Origin of the sequence: Prevotella merdae, assembly GCF_900290275.1 — a bacterium.
Classification (GTDB): Bacteria; Bacteroidota; Bacteroidia; order Bacteroidales; family Bacteroidaceae; genus Prevotella; species Prevotella merdae.
In genome coordinates this window covers 1104529-1120860 of record NZ_LT985324.1, presented here as the reverse complement: position 1 = coordinate 1120860, position 16332 = coordinate 1104529, and the positions used below count along the sequence as shown (strand labels likewise).

Annotated in this window: 17 protein-coding genes; 15 read left to right on the top strand and 2 right to left on the bottom strand. The window is 39.4% G+C overall.

Annotation, left to right across the window (positions count from 1 at the left end):
* Nucleotides 1–46 precede the first annotated feature (46 nt).
* The 3 genes from C9991_RS11235 (at nt 47) to C9991_RS11220 (ending at nt 3693) form a co-directional block, all read left to right on the top strand.
* Nucleotides 47–1162: an AAA family ATPase gene (locus C9991_RS11235; protein ID WP_157949458.1), complete on the top strand. Its 1116-nt coding sequence runs from the start codon at nt 47–49 to the stop codon at nt 1160–1162.
* A complete protein-coding gene (locus C9991_RS11230; protein ID WP_106812593.1) occupies nt 1152–1961 on the top strand; it encodes a hypothetical protein in 810 nt (269 codons plus the stop codon). The genes C9991_RS11235 and C9991_RS11230 overlap by 11 nt, the downstream gene beginning before the upstream one ends.
* A gap of 631 nt (nt 1962–2592) precedes the next feature.
* On the top strand, nt 2593–3693 hold the full coding sequence (locus C9991_RS11220) for a hypothetical protein (protein ID WP_106812591.1): 1101 nt from the start codon (nt 2593–2595) through the stop codon (nt 3691–3693).
* Nucleotides 3694–3917: 224 nt separating this feature from the next.
* Here the strand turns inward: C9991_RS11220 and C9991_RS11215 are convergent, their stop codons facing one another.
* Nucleotides 3918–4322 carry an N-acetylmuramoyl-L-alanine amidase gene (locus C9991_RS11215; RefSeq protein WP_106812590.1) on the bottom strand — a complete coding sequence of 135 codons (405 nt, stop codon included), beginning with the start codon at nt 4320–4322 and terminating at the stop codon, nt 3918–3920.
* A 230-nt stretch (nt 4323–4552) separates the two neighbouring features.
* Complete coding sequence (locus tag C9991_RS11210; protein ID WP_106812589.1) at nt 4553–5017, bottom strand: HU family DNA-binding protein; 465 nt, start codon at nt 5015–5017, stop codon at nt 4553–4555.
* A 186-nt stretch (nt 5018–5203) separates the two neighbouring features.
* Between C9991_RS11210 and C9991_RS11205 the strand changes: the two genes are divergently transcribed.
* The 12 genes from C9991_RS11205 to tnpC all read left to right on the top strand — a co-directional run bounded on the left by C9991_RS11205 (nt 5204) and on the right by tnpC (nt 15760).
* A complete protein-coding gene (locus C9991_RS11205; protein ID WP_106812588.1) occupies nt 5204–5623 on the top strand; it encodes a hypothetical protein in 420 nt (139 codons plus the stop codon).
* A 269-nt stretch (nt 5624–5892) separates the two neighbouring features.
* Complete coding sequence (locus tag C9991_RS11200; protein WP_106812587.1) at nt 5893–6117, top strand: hypothetical protein; 225 nt, start codon at nt 5893–5895, stop codon at nt 6115–6117.
* Between the two features lie 209 nt (nt 6118–6326).
* The gene (locus tag C9991_RS11195) at nt 6327–7646 is read left to right on the top strand and encodes a nucleotide sugar dehydrogenase (protein ID WP_106812586.1); all 1320 of its coding nucleotides are present in this window, start codon (nt 6327–6329) and stop codon (nt 7644–7646) included.
* Between the two features lie 188 nt (nt 7647–7834).
* Entirely contained in the window at nt 7835–8899 is a 1065-nt protein-coding gene (locus C9991_RS11190) for an NAD-dependent epimerase/dehydratase family protein (RefSeq protein WP_106812585.1), read from the top strand.
* A gap of 374 nt (nt 8900–9273) precedes the next feature.
* Nucleotides 9274–9549, top strand: a complete 276-nt coding sequence (locus tag C9991_RS11185) for a hypothetical protein (protein ID WP_157949457.1) — start codon at nt 9274–9276, stop codon at nt 9547–9549.
* Nucleotides 9546–9764: a transposase gene (locus tag C9991_RS11180; protein ID WP_106812583.1), complete on the top strand. Its 219-nt coding sequence runs from the start codon at nt 9546–9548 to the stop codon at nt 9762–9764. The genes C9991_RS11185 and C9991_RS11180 overlap by 4 nt, the downstream gene beginning before the upstream one ends.
* Nucleotides 9765–10014: 250 nt before the next feature.
* Nucleotides 10015–10698, top strand: coding sequence for a hypothetical protein (locus tag C9991_RS11175; protein ID WP_106812582.1), 684 nt, complete (start codon nt 10015–10017; stop codon nt 10696–10698).
* A complete protein-coding gene (locus C9991_RS11170) occupies nt 10698–11618 on the top strand; it encodes a PD-(D/E)XK nuclease domain-containing protein (protein WP_106812581.1) in 921 nt (306 codons plus the stop codon). The genes C9991_RS11175 and C9991_RS11170 overlap by 1 nt, the downstream gene beginning before the upstream one ends.
* A 2-nt stretch (nt 11619–11620) precedes the next feature.
* A complete protein-coding gene (locus C9991_RS11165) occupies nt 11621–12703 on the top strand; it encodes a hypothetical protein (protein WP_106812580.1) in 1083 nt (360 codons plus the stop codon).
* A 332-nt stretch (nt 12704–13035) separates the two neighbouring features.
* Nucleotides 13036–13452 carry a hypothetical protein gene (locus tag C9991_RS11155; RefSeq protein ID WP_106812578.1) on the top strand — a complete coding sequence of 139 codons (417 nt, stop codon included), beginning with the start codon at nt 13036–13038 and terminating at the stop codon, nt 13450–13452.
* Complete coding sequence (gene tnpB / locus C9991_RS11150) at nt 13453–13800, top strand: IS66 family insertion sequence element accessory protein TnpB (protein WP_106812577.1); 348 nt, start codon at nt 13453–13455, stop codon at nt 13798–13800.
* A 61-nt stretch (nt 13801–13861) separates the two neighbouring features.
* On the top strand, nt 13862–15760 hold the full coding sequence (gene tnpC, locus C9991_RS11145) for an IS66 family transposase (RefSeq protein WP_106812576.1): 1899 nt from the start codon (nt 13862–13864) through the stop codon (nt 15758–15760).
* The last annotated feature ends 572 nt before the right edge of the window (nt 15761–16332 follow it).

Genomic DNA, 16332 nt, shown 5'->3' with positions numbered 1-16332 from the left:
AATGAATAAAAGTAGTAACTTTGCATGCAAACAAAAGAATGTAGTTATGCTAAGAAAATTCAAGGTTTCAAATTTTAAGTGCTTTAAGGGAGATTTTGAGTTTGACCTCTCTACAGCAAAGAATTACACGTTCAACCCGGAATGTGTAAAGGGTGGCATTGTGAATAATGCCATGATATATGGTTACAACGGATGTGGTAAGTCCAATTTGGGATGGGCTGTCTTTGACATCATTGAGCATCTGACGGAAAAGGCAAGATTGGAATTTCCGTATATGCACTATACCAATGCTTACAATGACAGCAGAGAGGCTAAGTTTGACTATGAATTTCAGATTGCCGATTCTATTGTAAGGTATACCTACGTAAAGACCGATTATAAAACCATCGTTTCTGAATGCCTTTATATCAATGGAAATGAAGTGATTTCGTTTGATCGACATAATGAGAACACAACTTTTGTTTCCAAGTTGAAAGGTACGGAAACATTGAATAAAACCATTACTGACAACAAGTTGTCGGTAGTGAAATATGTGAAGAACAACTCGGAGTTGGAAGATAATGGTGAGAACAATGCTTTCAAAGGCTTTTTCGCATTTGTTGAGCATATGTTGTTCTTTCGTTCATTAGAAGATAGAACCTATATAGGACTGGAATCGAAGAAAGGAACCCTGATCAATGACATTATCCAACAAGGTAAGGTACAGGATTTCGAGAAATTCCTAAACGAGGCTAACGTGGAGTGTAAACTTGCGATTGTCGACGTGATGGGAGAGAAAGATATAGCCTTTGACTTTGGAGCAAACAAGGTGCTGTTCCGTGAAATCATGTCAACGGGAACAAGTTCACTTATGCTCTTTTATTGCTGGTATTTGCAGATACAGAAAAAAGAAGTGTCATTTGTCTTTATTGACGAATTTGACGCTTTCTATCATCATAAACTCTCGCGATTGGTTGTCAAGAAATTGAAAGAGACAGGCATACAGTTTGTTTTGACGACACATAACACCTCAATCATGAGCAATGACTTGATGCGTCCCGACTGTTACTATCTGATGAACAATAAAAAGATACTTCCATTGCATAAATGTACCGAGAAGGAACTACGTGAGGTGCATAATATAGAAAAGATTTACAATGCAGGAGGTTTCTATGTCGAATAAGGAGTTACAGCTATTTGTATATGAGGGCAACAGTGCTGAGCCGAAATACGTGGATAAACTTGAAAAGAACTTTCTTGGCGAAAGGATAGCTATCAAGTGCGTCTACGACGCAGAGATATATCAACTCTACCGACAGATGAAAGATGATGACTTTGCCATTGATATAGTCAGTATTCTGAAAGAGCGCAGCCACCAAAACGCTGAAATCTTGAAAGACTACAATCGTGACAGTTTCGCATACATATATCTGTTTTTCGATTATGACGGACATTCGACAATGGCGGACGACTCTAAGATCATGGAAATGCTCCAATTCTTCGACAATGAGACAGAGAACGGAATGTTGTATATCAGTTATCCCATGGTAGAAGCCATCCGGCATTATAAGGAGTTGGACTCCTTTCAAAACTCTACTGCAAAATGCAAACGAGGTAAAAGCCTTGATGCGATAAAATGTCCTTATAAAGAAGAATGTGATACACTGGACGAATGTTTGAAAGAGCCACACTATAAATCAATTTCGGCAAGTGACAACAACCCACAACTAAACAATATAAATCACTATAACGAAGAAGTGTGGAAGACGTTAATAAAAGCCCATGTTTTCAAGATGAACTATTTGGTGAATGATTCTTATTCAATGCCCAAGAATATCGAGGCACAAAGTACCATATTTGAGAACCAATACACAAAGTATATCAACCACAAATGTCCGAAGGTGGCAGTATTGAGTGCATTTCCTATCTATGTGCTTGACTACTACGGAGTAGAAGGACTTACAAAAAAGTTGGATATGTAGTACTTATTATGACATTGCCAACAACGGACAATATAGCTAAAGAGCTGAGTGATATTTTCACTCAGCTCTTTAGCTTTTTTATAAGAAGTGGTTTGGAACTTCTACCGATGGAAAGGTAAGGTTATATCGCAAAAACTGAACATATTGGATGCGGTGATGTTAGATGTGAGGAGACTACCTATTATGGAGAAGGAGGGTGAGTGGTGTTTAACAAATGGAGGGAGGAGTGATTGTTTTCACATGATAAAACAGTATCTACATTGCAAATATACTACTTTTCTTTCACTTCTTATCATTTTTGAATGAAAAAGTTTAGCAAAACCCCGAATTCCCTCTAAAATGTTTCACAAATCCAACTTTTCAAGGTTTCAAAAGCCCTTTGTTTACAGCATTCTTTCTCATTGTGAATGTTTTATCATGTGAAAACAGTACGTAAAGAGATAGAGACACAAAGCCAACTATGAGGTGATAATGCGACGCAATCAGCACATTTGATTTGTGAAACATTGAATTCCATAACTGGACAAGCATACACACAGATAGTATGATTTTATGAACAATGTTATTGTAAAATTGGCATTGCCATCTCAGGTGATGGCAGCCAACAGTGACATAAAGTAGCAGAGAGGTTATGAAGCAGGATTGCACGATTTCTCAGTCTACAGCCGACGAAACAAAGAGTTCTCAGACATCTGAGAACAATGAATTTCCAAAGGGCACACACGTTCCTGAGCCAGACATAATGACTGGTTCAGCGATAAAGAAGTGTTCGCTGGTGAAGAATAACTGCACGTCATGGAGTTATCTTTTTGTTCACAACCAGAAAGTAAAATCTATAGAAGAACAGCTAAAAAAAGATGGATTAACCCATTTTGTGCATAAGACAATAAGGTATGTCCCTCGTCACCGTAACAGAGGCGGAATGCGCGAAGTGGAAACTCCTTCTGTTAGCGGACTGATATTCTTGCAAGGTGACCCGAAAACATTACAGGACTACTTAAATAAAAACATAAATTCATACAAACTCTGTAAGAATTGTAGCACTGGAAAGGTAGCCACTATCCCTTGCAACCAGATGGAGCCATTCATGCGTGTGGCAGAAACTGAGCCAGAGCGTCTCCGCTTCCTTCTTCGTCCTTTTGTTTATTATTCCAAGAACCGTACTCTACTTCGCATCATGACTGGTGAATATGCAGGACTCGAAGGTTATGTCATCCGCATTGCCCGCGACCGCAAGCTCGTTATGGATGTCGGTGGAATGGCAGTAGCCTTATCAGGCGTACATGCCGAATGTTTTGAGGAAGTAAACAAGAACGAGGCAGACAAAAAAGAACGCCAGCTGTTCTACAAGCGCAACCTGCATGAGCGCAACGCCTTTATCGACCGTTACTTTCATAAAGTAAAGACCACCCAAGAGGTGTCGGCCCAAGCAGAAAACATCGAAATACTCCGTCTTCAGACACTTGCAGATGTAAGAGACAAAAAACTGGATCTGAAAGATGCATATAATACCTTCTATTTCATGATAGAAGAGATAGGCTACTACTATGCACCTTTCATCGACTATTTCAAGGACGAACTGAAACCCATCTTTGATGCAGGACGAACCGTAAAGGAAGAGATAGAGAAAACTATAAAGATATTCAAGAACAGCAATAAAGAGTTGCATGATCGCTGCGAAACAGAATTCGAGGCGTTGCAAAACAACTACGGCTACCTTTTTGAATGTTGAGTTTTGAGTGTTGAATTTTGAATTATCGCCTTTGGCGATTGTGAATTATTCAGTTTTGAATTTTGATTTAATAATTCTCAATTCCTAATTGAACAATTCCTAATGCGCATAACGCACAATTCAAAACTCAAAATTCAACATTCAACATTGCGCATAGTGCACAACTCAAAATTCCTAATTGAACAATTCCTAATGCGCAAAGCGCACAATTCAAAATTCAAAATTCAAAACTCAAAATTCTTAAACCCTGGGCAATACGGTTTTTGTGGATCAAGGTCACAGTGTCCTACTATCAACGCTTTCGGATAACGCTTATGCAGTTCACCAAGCAACCGTTTCAACGCACTCTTCTGTGCTTCCGTTCTGGTGTCACAAGGAGTCTTGCCGTCACCGGCAAGACCTCCTATATATGCAACACCAATAGAATGTCGGTTATGATTCTTGCAATGCGCACCGATTTGCGCCTCAGGTCTACCCCGTTCAATAGTGCCGTCGGTAGGAATAACATAATGATATCCACAACCCTTCCAGCCCAGCGAGCGGTGGTAGCGGTCAATGTCCGCCATTCTCAATGTGCTGCCAGCGCGGTTAGCGCTGCAATGCACAATAATCAAAGTTATCGTTCTCATAAATCTACATATGAACAATTCTTCATCGCATGCGTAGCAGCGAACAACTCAAAATTCAACATTCAAAATTCAAAATTAAAGTTGCGTCATGGCACCGCCCGCCGCACCCGTAACAATCATTTCAATCACTCGCAGCACATACATTGCCACCTTCTTCCAGTTAATCTTCATACTCGTAGTCTTTAAATAGATGAATAAAATAAGCCTCATACATTACATGAGTTCAATAACTACTTCTTCTTAATGCCCTCGATATCCACGTTGGCTTCACCGTTCTTCTCCGCCTTAAGCGCGGCATTCTGAACGACACGACTTGCCACTGGATTAAACTTGGCACGGTTGATAAGGTTCTCAAAGTCAGCGCCAGGAGCGAACACGATATTCACCTCCTTGATGTTCTTAGCCGAGAAATCATTCAGATTCTCAGCAGGTTCGCTGCTGATGGATATACCGAACGTACCCAACTCACCCAGTTGAATCTTGTTGCCATTAAGCAATTGCTCCACCAGACACTCGCACATGTCGCTCAACACACCCTTCACCGTGCCACGACTATATACGCCATTGTGGTCGGCTATGTGCTTTGCAAACTTTTCGATAGGCCACACCTCGTTCACCTGATTCTTGGCATAAGCCTTAGGAGTAGCATCATTACTAAAGTGATTAGACATCATGAACACACTATAGTTAATCATTTTTCAGCGCCCATCGCCGGTATGGGACTTTGTGTTTACGCCTTCAGTCATGACGCCCAGCAAAAGTAATACATTGTTTCTTGACTGCATTGCAAAGGTACAACATCCAACACCCCAAATCAATTCTGTTGACACACGTTGATTTTTTGTTTACAAACCATTGATAAATCATTAAAAACTAACCTTATGAATGATATAACAATCAACATTAACGGAGGAAACAACCAAATTCTCCCTAATGCCACAGAGGCTGTACAAAACTTCTATGGCGACCAATATGCTGAGAAAATTCTTGGCACCCCAACTCCAGACAGCGCCTCAATCCCCGAATTAGGCAAGCTGTCCCTATATATAGATAAGGTGAACCTACCTGGCTATATCTCTCAAATAAGCGAATGCCTTAACGCCACCGAATTTGCCATGATCGTCATCTCCATCTTCGAGCAAGAGTCACGGCTCACCGAGGAAGAGATAGTAAAAGAGCGTTTCATCCGTCTCCTCCTGCCCTTCGCCACCAAACTCGAAAAGGGTAGGACCATCGACAACCTCCGCGCCCGCATCAACGACGCCTTGTTGTCACGCCCCAAACCCAATCGCATAAAATAATCAAAATCTATAGCAAAAAGTATATTATATTACTTTGCCATTTATATTATATTAAAGTGGCATTTATATTATATTAAATCGCCAAGTATATTATNCGACGCCTTGTTGTCACGCCCCAAACCCAATCGCATAAAATAATCAAAATCTATAGCAAAAAGTATATTATATTACTTTGCCATTTATATTATATTAAAGTGGCATTTATATTATATTAAATCGCCAAGTATATTATATTACTTTTTCGTCAAACTACGACCCATGAATTAATCATGACAACAGAAACAATTACTATCAATGGAGGCAGCAACCAGATACTGCCCAACGCCACCCAGTCAATCCAGATCTTCATCGGCGACGAGTTCCTTAACCAAAAGTCGAAAGCCACAGACAAGCTCAAAGTAGAAGTAGTTAGCACCCCATTCTTCAGCATGAAGTTCAACTTCTTTCTATTCACCCTAAAAATAAATTGGAAGTTCTCCCTCAATAGACGATAAAGTGGGAGCGGGGACGCCCTCGTCCCCGACTGGGAGAGAGGACGCCCTCGTCCTCGACAAAGCAATTGATACCCCAAATTCTTTCGGGGACGAGGGCGTCCCCGCTCCTATACAAAGGGCTATGCCTTAAATTGAGCATTAACGAAAATTCTTGCTCTAGCAAGCGGCAAAGCCGATTACAAAACTCAAAACTCAAAATTCTAAAACATATGCGTGATTTTAACAACATTAAAGTAGCCGTAGCCGGTACTGGTTACGTAGGACTAAGTATTGCGACACTTCTGTCTCAACATCATCATGTAACAGCAGTAGATGTAATCCCCGAAAAGGTGGAGAAGCTCAACAATAAGATTTCTCCTATTCAGGACGATTATATCGAGAAGTATTTGGCAGAAAAGCCATTAAACCTTGTAGCCACACTCGATGGCAAGTCAGCATACGCAGATGCCGACTTCGTAGTTATCGCCGCTCCTACCAACTACGACCCAGTAAAGAACTACTTCGACACTACTCATGTAGAGGAAGTTATTGACTTGGTGTTGGAAGTAAACCCAGATGCCGTTATGGTCATCAAGAGTACTATTCCAGTAGGCTACACCCGTAATCTCTACTTAAAATACGCCCAGAAAGGAGCAAAGAAGTTCAACCTCCTTTTCTCTCCAGAGTTCCTTCGTGAGAGCAAAGCCTTGTATGACAACCTCTACCCAAGTCGTATCATCGTAGGTTATCCCAAGATCATCAACAAGCCAGAGTTCGAAACCGAGAACAAGGCTATCGAATCAGTAACAGATGTTGATATGCTTAAAGAAGCTGCTCACACTTTTGCTGCTCTTTTGCAGGAAGGAGCTATTAAGGAAGACATTCCGACATTGTATGTCGGAATGAAAGAGGCAGAGGCTGTGAAATTGTTTGCCAACACTTACCTTGCACTTCGCGTAAGCTACTTCAACGAGCTTGACACATACGCAGAAGTGAAAGGTCTTGACTCAAAGGCTATCATAGAAGGCGTAGGTCTCGACCCACGTATCGGCACCCACTACAACAATCCTTCATTCGGTTATGGTGGCTACTGCTTGCCTAAGGACACCAAGCAGCTCCTTGCCAACTATGCCGACGTTCCTCAGAATATGATGTCAGCCATTGTAGAGTCAAACCGCACACGCAAGGACTACATTGCTGATGCAGTACTCCGCAAGGCTGGTTATTATGCAGAAAATGGTCAGTGGGATGCAAGCAAGGAACAGACTTGTGTCATTGGTGTATACCGCTTGACAATGAAGTCCAACTCAGATAACTTCCGCCAGTCTGCCATCCAAGGCATCATGAAACGTATCAAGGCAAAGGGAGCAGAAGTAATCATCTACGAGCCAACATTGGAAGACGGCACAACATTCTTTGGCAGCAAAGTCGTTAATAACCTCGAAGAGTTCAAGGCTCAGAGTAAGGCTATTATTGCCAACCGCTTTGATGACTGTTTAAAGGACGTAGAAGCCAAGGTCTATACGCGCGATATCTTCCGTAGAGATTGATACCAGGAGCGGGGACGCCCTCGTCCCCGAAAGAATTAGAGTAATCAATTGCTTTGTCGTGGACGTGGGCGTCCCTTCTCCCAATTGTGTTATTCGATATCGAAAGAGTAATAGACATAATTAAGAATAATTTTTAATATCCGCACCCTTCCGGATCTTCCCCCTTTAGGGGGTAAGAGGGGGGCTATATGGTAGAATATAATATAAATCTCGAAGGCAAAACTGTCCTCGTGACAGGTGCCGCTGGCTTTATCGGCAGCAACCTCGTAAAGCGTCTTTTCCACGATGTAAAGAACATTAAGGTAATCGGTATTGATTCAATTACCGATTATTATGATGTCAACATCAAGTATGAACGTTTGAAAGAAATAGAGGCTTTGGGTCGTGACTGGACTTTTGTCCACGCCTCAATTGCAGACAAAGAAGCAGTAGATAAGATCTTCACCGAAAACAATATCTCTGTTGTTGTAAATCTCGCTGCTCAGGCAGGTGTACGTTACAGTATCACTAATCCTGATGCTTATATTCAGAGTAATCTTATCGGTTTCTACAACATACTTGAAGCTTGCCGTCATCATGAAGTAGAGCACCTTGTGTATGCCTCTTCATCATCTGTTTATGGCAGCAACAAGAAGGTTCCTTATTCTACTGATGATAAGGTCGACAACCCTGTGTCGCTTTACGCAGCCACTAAGAAGAGTAACGAGCTTATGGCTCATGCCTATAGCAAGCTCTACAACATTCCTTCTACTGGTTTGCGTTTCTTTACCGTATATGGACCAGCTGGTCGTCCAGATATGGCATACTTTGGTTTCACCAACAAACTTGTTAAAGGCGAGACTATCAAGATTTTTAACTATGGCAACTGTAAGCGCGACTTCACTTTTGTTGATGACATTGTAGAAGGTGTAGTCCGCATCATGCAACATGCTCCAGAGAAGCAGAATGGTGAGGACGGTCTTCCTATCCCTCCATATAAGGTATACAACATCGGCAACAACTCTCCCGAAAACCTCCTTGACTTCGTAACCATCCTACAAGAAGAACTTGTACGTGCAGGAGTGCTTCCTAAGGATTACGACTTCGAAGCCCACAAGGAACTTGTACCAATGCAGCCTGGTGATGTACCAGTAACCTATGCAGACACAACCCCATTGGAGCAAGACTTTGGTTTCAAGCCAAATACAAGCTTGAGAGAAGGATTGAGACACTTTGCCGAATGGTATGCAAAGTATTATGGTACTTCCAACTAAATTTGATGTAATATTAAATACGGATTTGCCTGAAAGTGCAGAATCTGTATTCAATAATATATGAATACGGATTATTCTGATAAAACTGATGCTTCGCCTTGAGCCAGTAAATCAGTAAAATCAGCAGAATCTGTATTCAAAAAAATTAATACAGATTTTTCTGATTTAACTTATGCTTCGTCTTGAGCCAGTATATCAGTAAAATCAGCAGTAATCGTCTATTTCTCCATATTGTTCACTAAGAAGTAGATATTAACTTTGCTGCTGAACAAAAATCAGTAGCAAATGGAAAATAAAGAAGGTAAAGGTTGATTATGCAGCCATCATTCGTGAGTTCGAGATGTATGGCCGAGGCCGCTCCCTTAAGCAATTTTGTGAAGAAAGTAATTAACATGAAGGAGTTCTACATGCAGCAGATGAAGGATCAGGCAGAACGTCATAAGGCAGAACTCAAACAGTTGCACATTGATAATCGTGAAAATGTCAAGCGTGTAATGGAGGAGAGTGCTTGTCATCAGAAGGCATCTGATATTTTGATAGCTTCCTTGAACGAGAAAATATCAAAACTTACTGCTATTCTTGAAAAATCTGCAATCTCGGAAACAGAGGCAAAATGGTTGGCTTCCGTAACAACTTGGCAGAACAAATGATGAGACACATCAAGCTGAATCTTAAAAACTGTCTGAATATCGGCAGTGAAGATTCTGCGCTTGACTATGCCTTCATGTTCTCTGTCATAGAAAGCTGTAATATGAATAGGTTGTCTCCTGGATGGTATATCAAGGAGCTGGTTAGTCGTCTTACATCCAAAGCAAGTTCTAATGTAGACAAAGTGGCACTTTTACCTTGCTTTATACAAAAATAAATGTTAAATTCAATCGTTTTTTATTTTAACATCTTATGAACTGCCTTTGTTTAAAGGTGGTTCAGATGGTGTATGGAAATATAGATGGTTACAACTCAATATATAGGCACTTGCAAAAGTGCCTATATAAAGGGGTATGCCCTAAATTGAGCACTAACTGCTCACTTGTAGTAAGGATGTTTTGACACGCCCTCAAAGGATTGTGCCATGAACTGTGAATTTACGTTGTTGATGACAAGTAGAACTAACTATGGACAAAAAAGAAACACTAATATTCAATAAGGTTGAAATAGAAGGTTTTCCTTCTATTGGACAAGTCGTTGAAAAAATGCATCAAAAGATGTATAATGATAGAAAAGGACTTGGCTTTACTAATATAACGATAGAAGACAATATGGTGTTTGCTACGATCTTGCTTCGCACACCTTCTTATATACGTAGCTATAATGAGAAAGAAGGGATGTTTGAGCAACAAGTTGTTAACATCTATGGAGATTTTGAAATTGCAGTTGATATTGAGCATGGTTTGATATTTTGTCCTTCTTCTTCAACAAAGTTTAGTAGAGCAAAAACCTTATTAAGAGAATGTTTTGAGAAAAAGATAACTTTCCAAAATATAGAAATGACAGCCGTAAATATGCTTAATAAAATTCAATGTCAAGGTATGACCCCTTATATAATGGATTTATCTATTAAAAGGTACAGATGTCAAGAAGGTGCAATCGGAAGATATTCTGTCCATATTGAGGACAGTTCTGTAGGAGAAGAATTGTTGTTAAAATATTCAGACAGCATCAATAAAATAACATTTTTAGTAAAGTCTGAGATATATCCTGATTTTGTTTTGTCCATAGCTTCCCAGAACTCATTTACCATAAAATGTGATGAGAACTATTATTGGCAGATTATCAATCAATTAAAAAAGAATTTATAATGGAAGATCAACACTATAATGGAGACGTTTGGAACCATGAAATCTTCAGATTGTTCCATCTTTTAGGATGGCAACGTATTGGAGATTATGATATGGATGTAATAGGAGAGGATGGGAAGAAGATGGGAATAGACACTGTTGTTTCCTTTGAAACGCCATTGAAGAATAAACCTCAGTTGGCCATTTTAGAAGCCAAGAGATATAAGACTACCAGTTTTACCAAGAATTTGCTGCAAGACTGGGTAACTAGGTTGGATGCGAAATTGTTGAAATTACGTAATTCTGATAAATTTTACGACACGTTCCCTTCTACTAATAATTGTACAATAGCTGATACTGGAATTATAGCAATTTGGTTCTCAGACACAGACAATTATAAGAATTTCCTTCCAAAATACAAGGAGTGTTTATCACAAATCAGCATTTCGACGAGAATGAGAAAAGCTGGATTGAACAAGATTTATGTGATGGACAATACCAGTTTCATGAAACTCTTTTCACTTCAAACCGAAATCAACACTATAAAGAGTAATGGTGATTTGAATTTTACCTATTCTCCACGTTTCAATAATGAAGAGCCATTATTTAAATCTTCAACATTAACAATTGAGTATATGTTTTCGGATGCAATATTTGCAGAACAGCAAGTTAAAGAAGACGGAAAAGAAAGGACTCTGTCATATATCTTCTATTTTGGAGATTTAAACTATAATAGTTTTGAAATGCTTAAAGTTGCATACTCCAAAACAATAGGATGGGATCGCACGAAAGATATCTTGCTTTATGTATATAATGCAGACGATGAATTTCGTAAAATAGAAAATGACATAAAGGAGAAAATCTTCGACACTTTTAAGATTTCGATAAAGCGAATGACAGCTAATAACAATATACCAAGTTTTATCGTAAACGCTGAATAAGAATGAAAGATATAGTTTATCCAGAAAGATATGAGATAAAGGAAGTATGTGAGAATTTTATCAAACGTCGCACATTAAACACCTTTATGCAAGAACGTGGCATTTTTGCAATTAATGCTTCTACGGATGATGTTAGCAAGATACTTTCTAACTGTATTTTTGATGCAGTGGCAATTGATGATTTACGAACAAATGCCTATCAATGTTCCAATAAAAATTCTTTGTCAGGTTTTACTGTGAGTTCTTCTTTAAATGATTTTTCTATCAAGGATGTTTATGAAAAAGCACGAGACGATGATAAGGTACTATGTACTAAAGGATATAAACTTGGTTTTCTGACAAAAGAAGTTCGAGCAGATGGAAAGGAAGTTTTTAGGGGACGGTTGGATTATGAAATTCGTCGTCCTGGTAGAATACAATTTATGGATAATGAAGAAAGCCACTGCGAATTTCAGATGTTTGAAACAAAAGAATCTGGTGTTTGGCAAGTAGAGGTTGATGGCACACGTACAAATGACGGTAAGGAAGTGCAACGTTTGTTTTCGCAGATACTCAATAAAGAAAGGACCACTATACATGTTTTGAACTTTGACAACTTGAGAGACAAACAAACCATTCTATTCTTTGATGAAGTCATAAAAAGAGGTTTGTCAGATGAATGGCGTTTCTGTGATGTTGTAGCCTTGACATTTCGTAGAGGACGTGATGAAATAACAGAAGAAGAAAATGACGAACAGATACCACAGGCAACATTGACAGGTATTCGTCAGGCTATACTTGAAGGAGGTCATCTTCGAGACGATGCTTTTGTAAAGAAGTTCGAAGAAGAAGGTTGTGTCTTTGCTGCTATGACCTTGGCATTTCAGAACACTACCACACCTGAAATTATTCATATTCGTGCAGAGTTTAAAGGAAGTCCTAAGATATTTGAGGTTTCAATCGTAAGTTCTTATGTTTCTGAAGGAACCGATGGCAAGTTAACAACATGTCCATTGCCCGTAAAACGGAACTTACAGATACGTTCTGAATTCTGGAATAATTCAAGAAAGATTTATAAAGAAATACTTTCAGGAGAAATCAAGTAATTATAAACAATGAACTCTTAGAAATGGGTTATGCCCTAAATTGAGCACTAATGGAAAAGTTGCAAGACATATGTGCCGCCTACCTTGAAGGTTATTTTTAAGCCAAGATAACAGAGCAGCTCATTACCAGTAAGATTCAGAGTTCTGATCTTGATAAACTCAAGAAGACGGCAATTGAATGTATGAAAGATTACATCGAACACTCTGATTATTCTAATGAAGAGAAAGAGGAGCTGAAGAATAACTATGAGCATTGGTAACCGTCTATTTCTCCATATCGTTTACTAAGAAGTAGATATTAACTTTGCTACTGAACAAAAAATCAGTAGCAAATGGAAAATAAAGTAAAGAAGGTAAAGGTTGATTATGCAGCCATTATTCGTGAGTTCGAGATGTATGGCCGAGGCCGCTCCCTTAAGCAATTTTGTGATGAAAGTAATTATACATATGCTAATGTTCTACATTACTATCGAAAGTGTTTTTGGGACAGCAAGGCAAGGAGCGGTGATTTATCCAAAGGAGACAAAGCTTTTGTTCCCTTGGAAATTGAATCTGTTGAGAGAAAAGCTCCAACCTCTTCATCGGTGGAAACAGACAATACGGAAGATCCTATATCTCCGGCCAAACCTCCCGTTTCCACTTATAGCATCATATCGATGCACGTGTCTTTCAGTAACGGAATGGAGTTGTCTCTTTGTGAAACAGATGTGAATGAGATAACCGCATTGTTGCACAAAATCGTAGGCTAAATGATATCCTTTACAAGTAAACAGAGGTACTATTTCTGTTCATCCCCTATGGATATGCGTAAGGATATCGATACCCTTTCAGAAGTGGTCCGCTCCCAAATGGGCTTGGATCCATTTCTTGATGAATCTGTTTTTATCTTTATGTCAAAGACTCTCCGTACGATGAAAATACTCTATCGTGGTCGCCGTAGATTTGAATTGATAAAAATTCGTTTGGATGATGAAAAATTCTTTTTGCCCATATTCGACGAAAAGCGTTCTTGCTACAAAATATGCTGGAGCGATTTTGTTGCACTTACAGAAGGCGTACAAGTAACTAAAATGATGATAAAAGAAGATGTTGCTTAGTCATGTAAACTCTTGTTTATCAGCAATATACATATAAAAATATCTAGTAAAAGTCTTGCATATGTCAGAAAAAAGCAGTACCTTTATGGATATGAATGACGAAATGAAGTTACGTTTGGCTTATGCTGAGATAGCCCGTCTTAATGAAGAGAAGGCTACAGCGAATCGTGGGCAGATAGATCTTGTAGCCCACGATCAAGCCATGCGTGCCGACTTTGAACGTCAACGTGAAGAGGACCGTCAGTTCTTCAAAGCCCAGCAGGACAATATGAAGGAGTTCTACATGCAACAGATGAAGGATCAGGCAGAACGTCATAAGGCAGAACTCAAACAGTTGCGTATTGATAATATGGAAAATGTCAAGCGTGTAATGGAGGAGAGTGCTTGTCATCAGAAAGCATCCGATAATTTGATAGCTTCCTTGAACGAGAAGATATCAAAACTTACTGCTATGCTTGAGAAATCTGCAATCTCGGAAACAGAGGCAAAATGGTTGGCTTCCTATCGTCAACGTCAGAAATTCAAGCGCAATGCCGAGCAGGCAAAGCTATTGAAGTCGGGCAATGAGGTGACGAGAGAAGAGGAAAAGGATGATTGGCCAGATAAGAAGAACAACAATAAGTCTGATTCATCCACTTCTTCAGGAGGACATGTTTCTCCCCAAAAGAAGGACTCACATGACAAGCGTTCAGTCCGTACAGACTATCAGAAGAACAAGCCCTATACACTCACTCCTGTATATCATAAGTTACATGAATATTTCTCTCTTCCTGAAAACGGACATTTCGTGAAGCGTAATGGAGAAATCGAAACATGGTGGTATCGTGAGTTGGTCCGCATCCCGGAGCATTATGAAGAGCATTTCTATGAAGTAGCAGGTTATTATGTGAAAGGTAAAGGCCAAGGGATAACACGCCCAAACACTCGCTTAATAAAGGGAGTGCCTTTTGATTTGGAGCTGATAACCTATGTTCTAACCGAGCATTTCGCTTACAACACTCCGTTTACAAGAATCGTAGACAAACTGTCTCATATGGGATTGAACATGAACACCAAAACTCTTGGTGTCATAGTCCATAAGATTATCACTTATATCCGTAAAGCGATGAAGGAGGTTTGGGAGTCAACTATCAAGAAGACCCACAACTGGATGATAGATGAAACCTCCGGACTAGTAGGAGTTAAAACAGATGAGGGTATCCGTAAATACCTGAAACGTTACTTTTGGGGAATCAAGGCTAATGTCCAAAAACTCGTGTGGTTTATATACGAGCACGGAAGCCGTGGCCTCAAGGCAATCCGTCAGTTCTTGGACAACTTCATCGGCTTCTTCACTACAGATGGTTATGTAGTATATAAGGTATATGATGACGAGGAACATCCAAACCAACATCGCTCAGCCTGCCTTACTCATATAAGGAGAAAATTTGTAGAATCCCTGGAGGAGAACCATTCCTTGTCAATGTGGTTTATAGATGAGATAGGAAGGCTTTTTGCAATAGAGCATGATTGCAAAAAGGCAAATCTAGATTCCGAGCAAGTCCGTTTGGAAAGACTCAAAAGGAGTCGTCCTATAATGGAACGGATTAAAGAAAAATTTGAGCAGTTTGCCAGATCAGGCTACAAAGGCTTAGGGACCTTGACAAAGAAAGCACTAAAGTATATCAAAGCAGAGTGGTCTGCAATGCAGACAATTTTGCAGGATGGCAATCTCGAGTTATCCAACAACTTGGCAGAACAAATGATGAGACACATCAAGCTGAATCTTAAAAACTGTCTGAATATCGGCAGTGAAGATTATGCGCTTGACTTTTCCTTTATGTTTTCTGTTATAGAGAGCTGTAGTATGAACAAGTTGTCTCCTGTAAGGTACATCAAGGAGTTGGTCTCTCGTCTTACAGATAAACCTTGCAGCCATGCTGAAAAGGAGGCAATCTTGCCATGCTTTATACAGAAATAAACGTTAAATTCAATCGTTTTTTATTTTAACATCTTATGAACTGCCTTTGTTTAAAGGTGGTTCAGATGGTGTATGGAAATATAGATGGTTACTGAGCATTGGGCAGACGTGACTTTAGATGGTATTAAACAAAGGTTACGTGATAGTGACAAATTGCTTGAATAATCAAGATAAAAGTCAAGGATCAATTCAAACCATATTAATTCGTGGCATAATTCATGGCCAATTAATGACAATTCATGTTCAAAGATTATAAATTCACAATTGACCAACTCTCAATCGCATACGTAGCAGCGAATAACTCAAAATTCAACATTCAAAACTCAAAAATCCTAATTGGCATTGTCGAGCGAAGAATTTTCGTGCCAACGAGAGCAGAGCCAAACTTGTTTGAGCTATGCCGAGTGCAGCCGAAAATCACATGTGTGTAAAATGTATGAAACTTTTTCGATAAGTCATGAGCAAAGCAAGCTTGCTTGAACTTTGCCATGGCGAGAAAAAGTATATAATACTTAATAAACAAGTGAAATTCTTAACATCTCAATATATAGGCACTTGCAAAAGTGCCTATA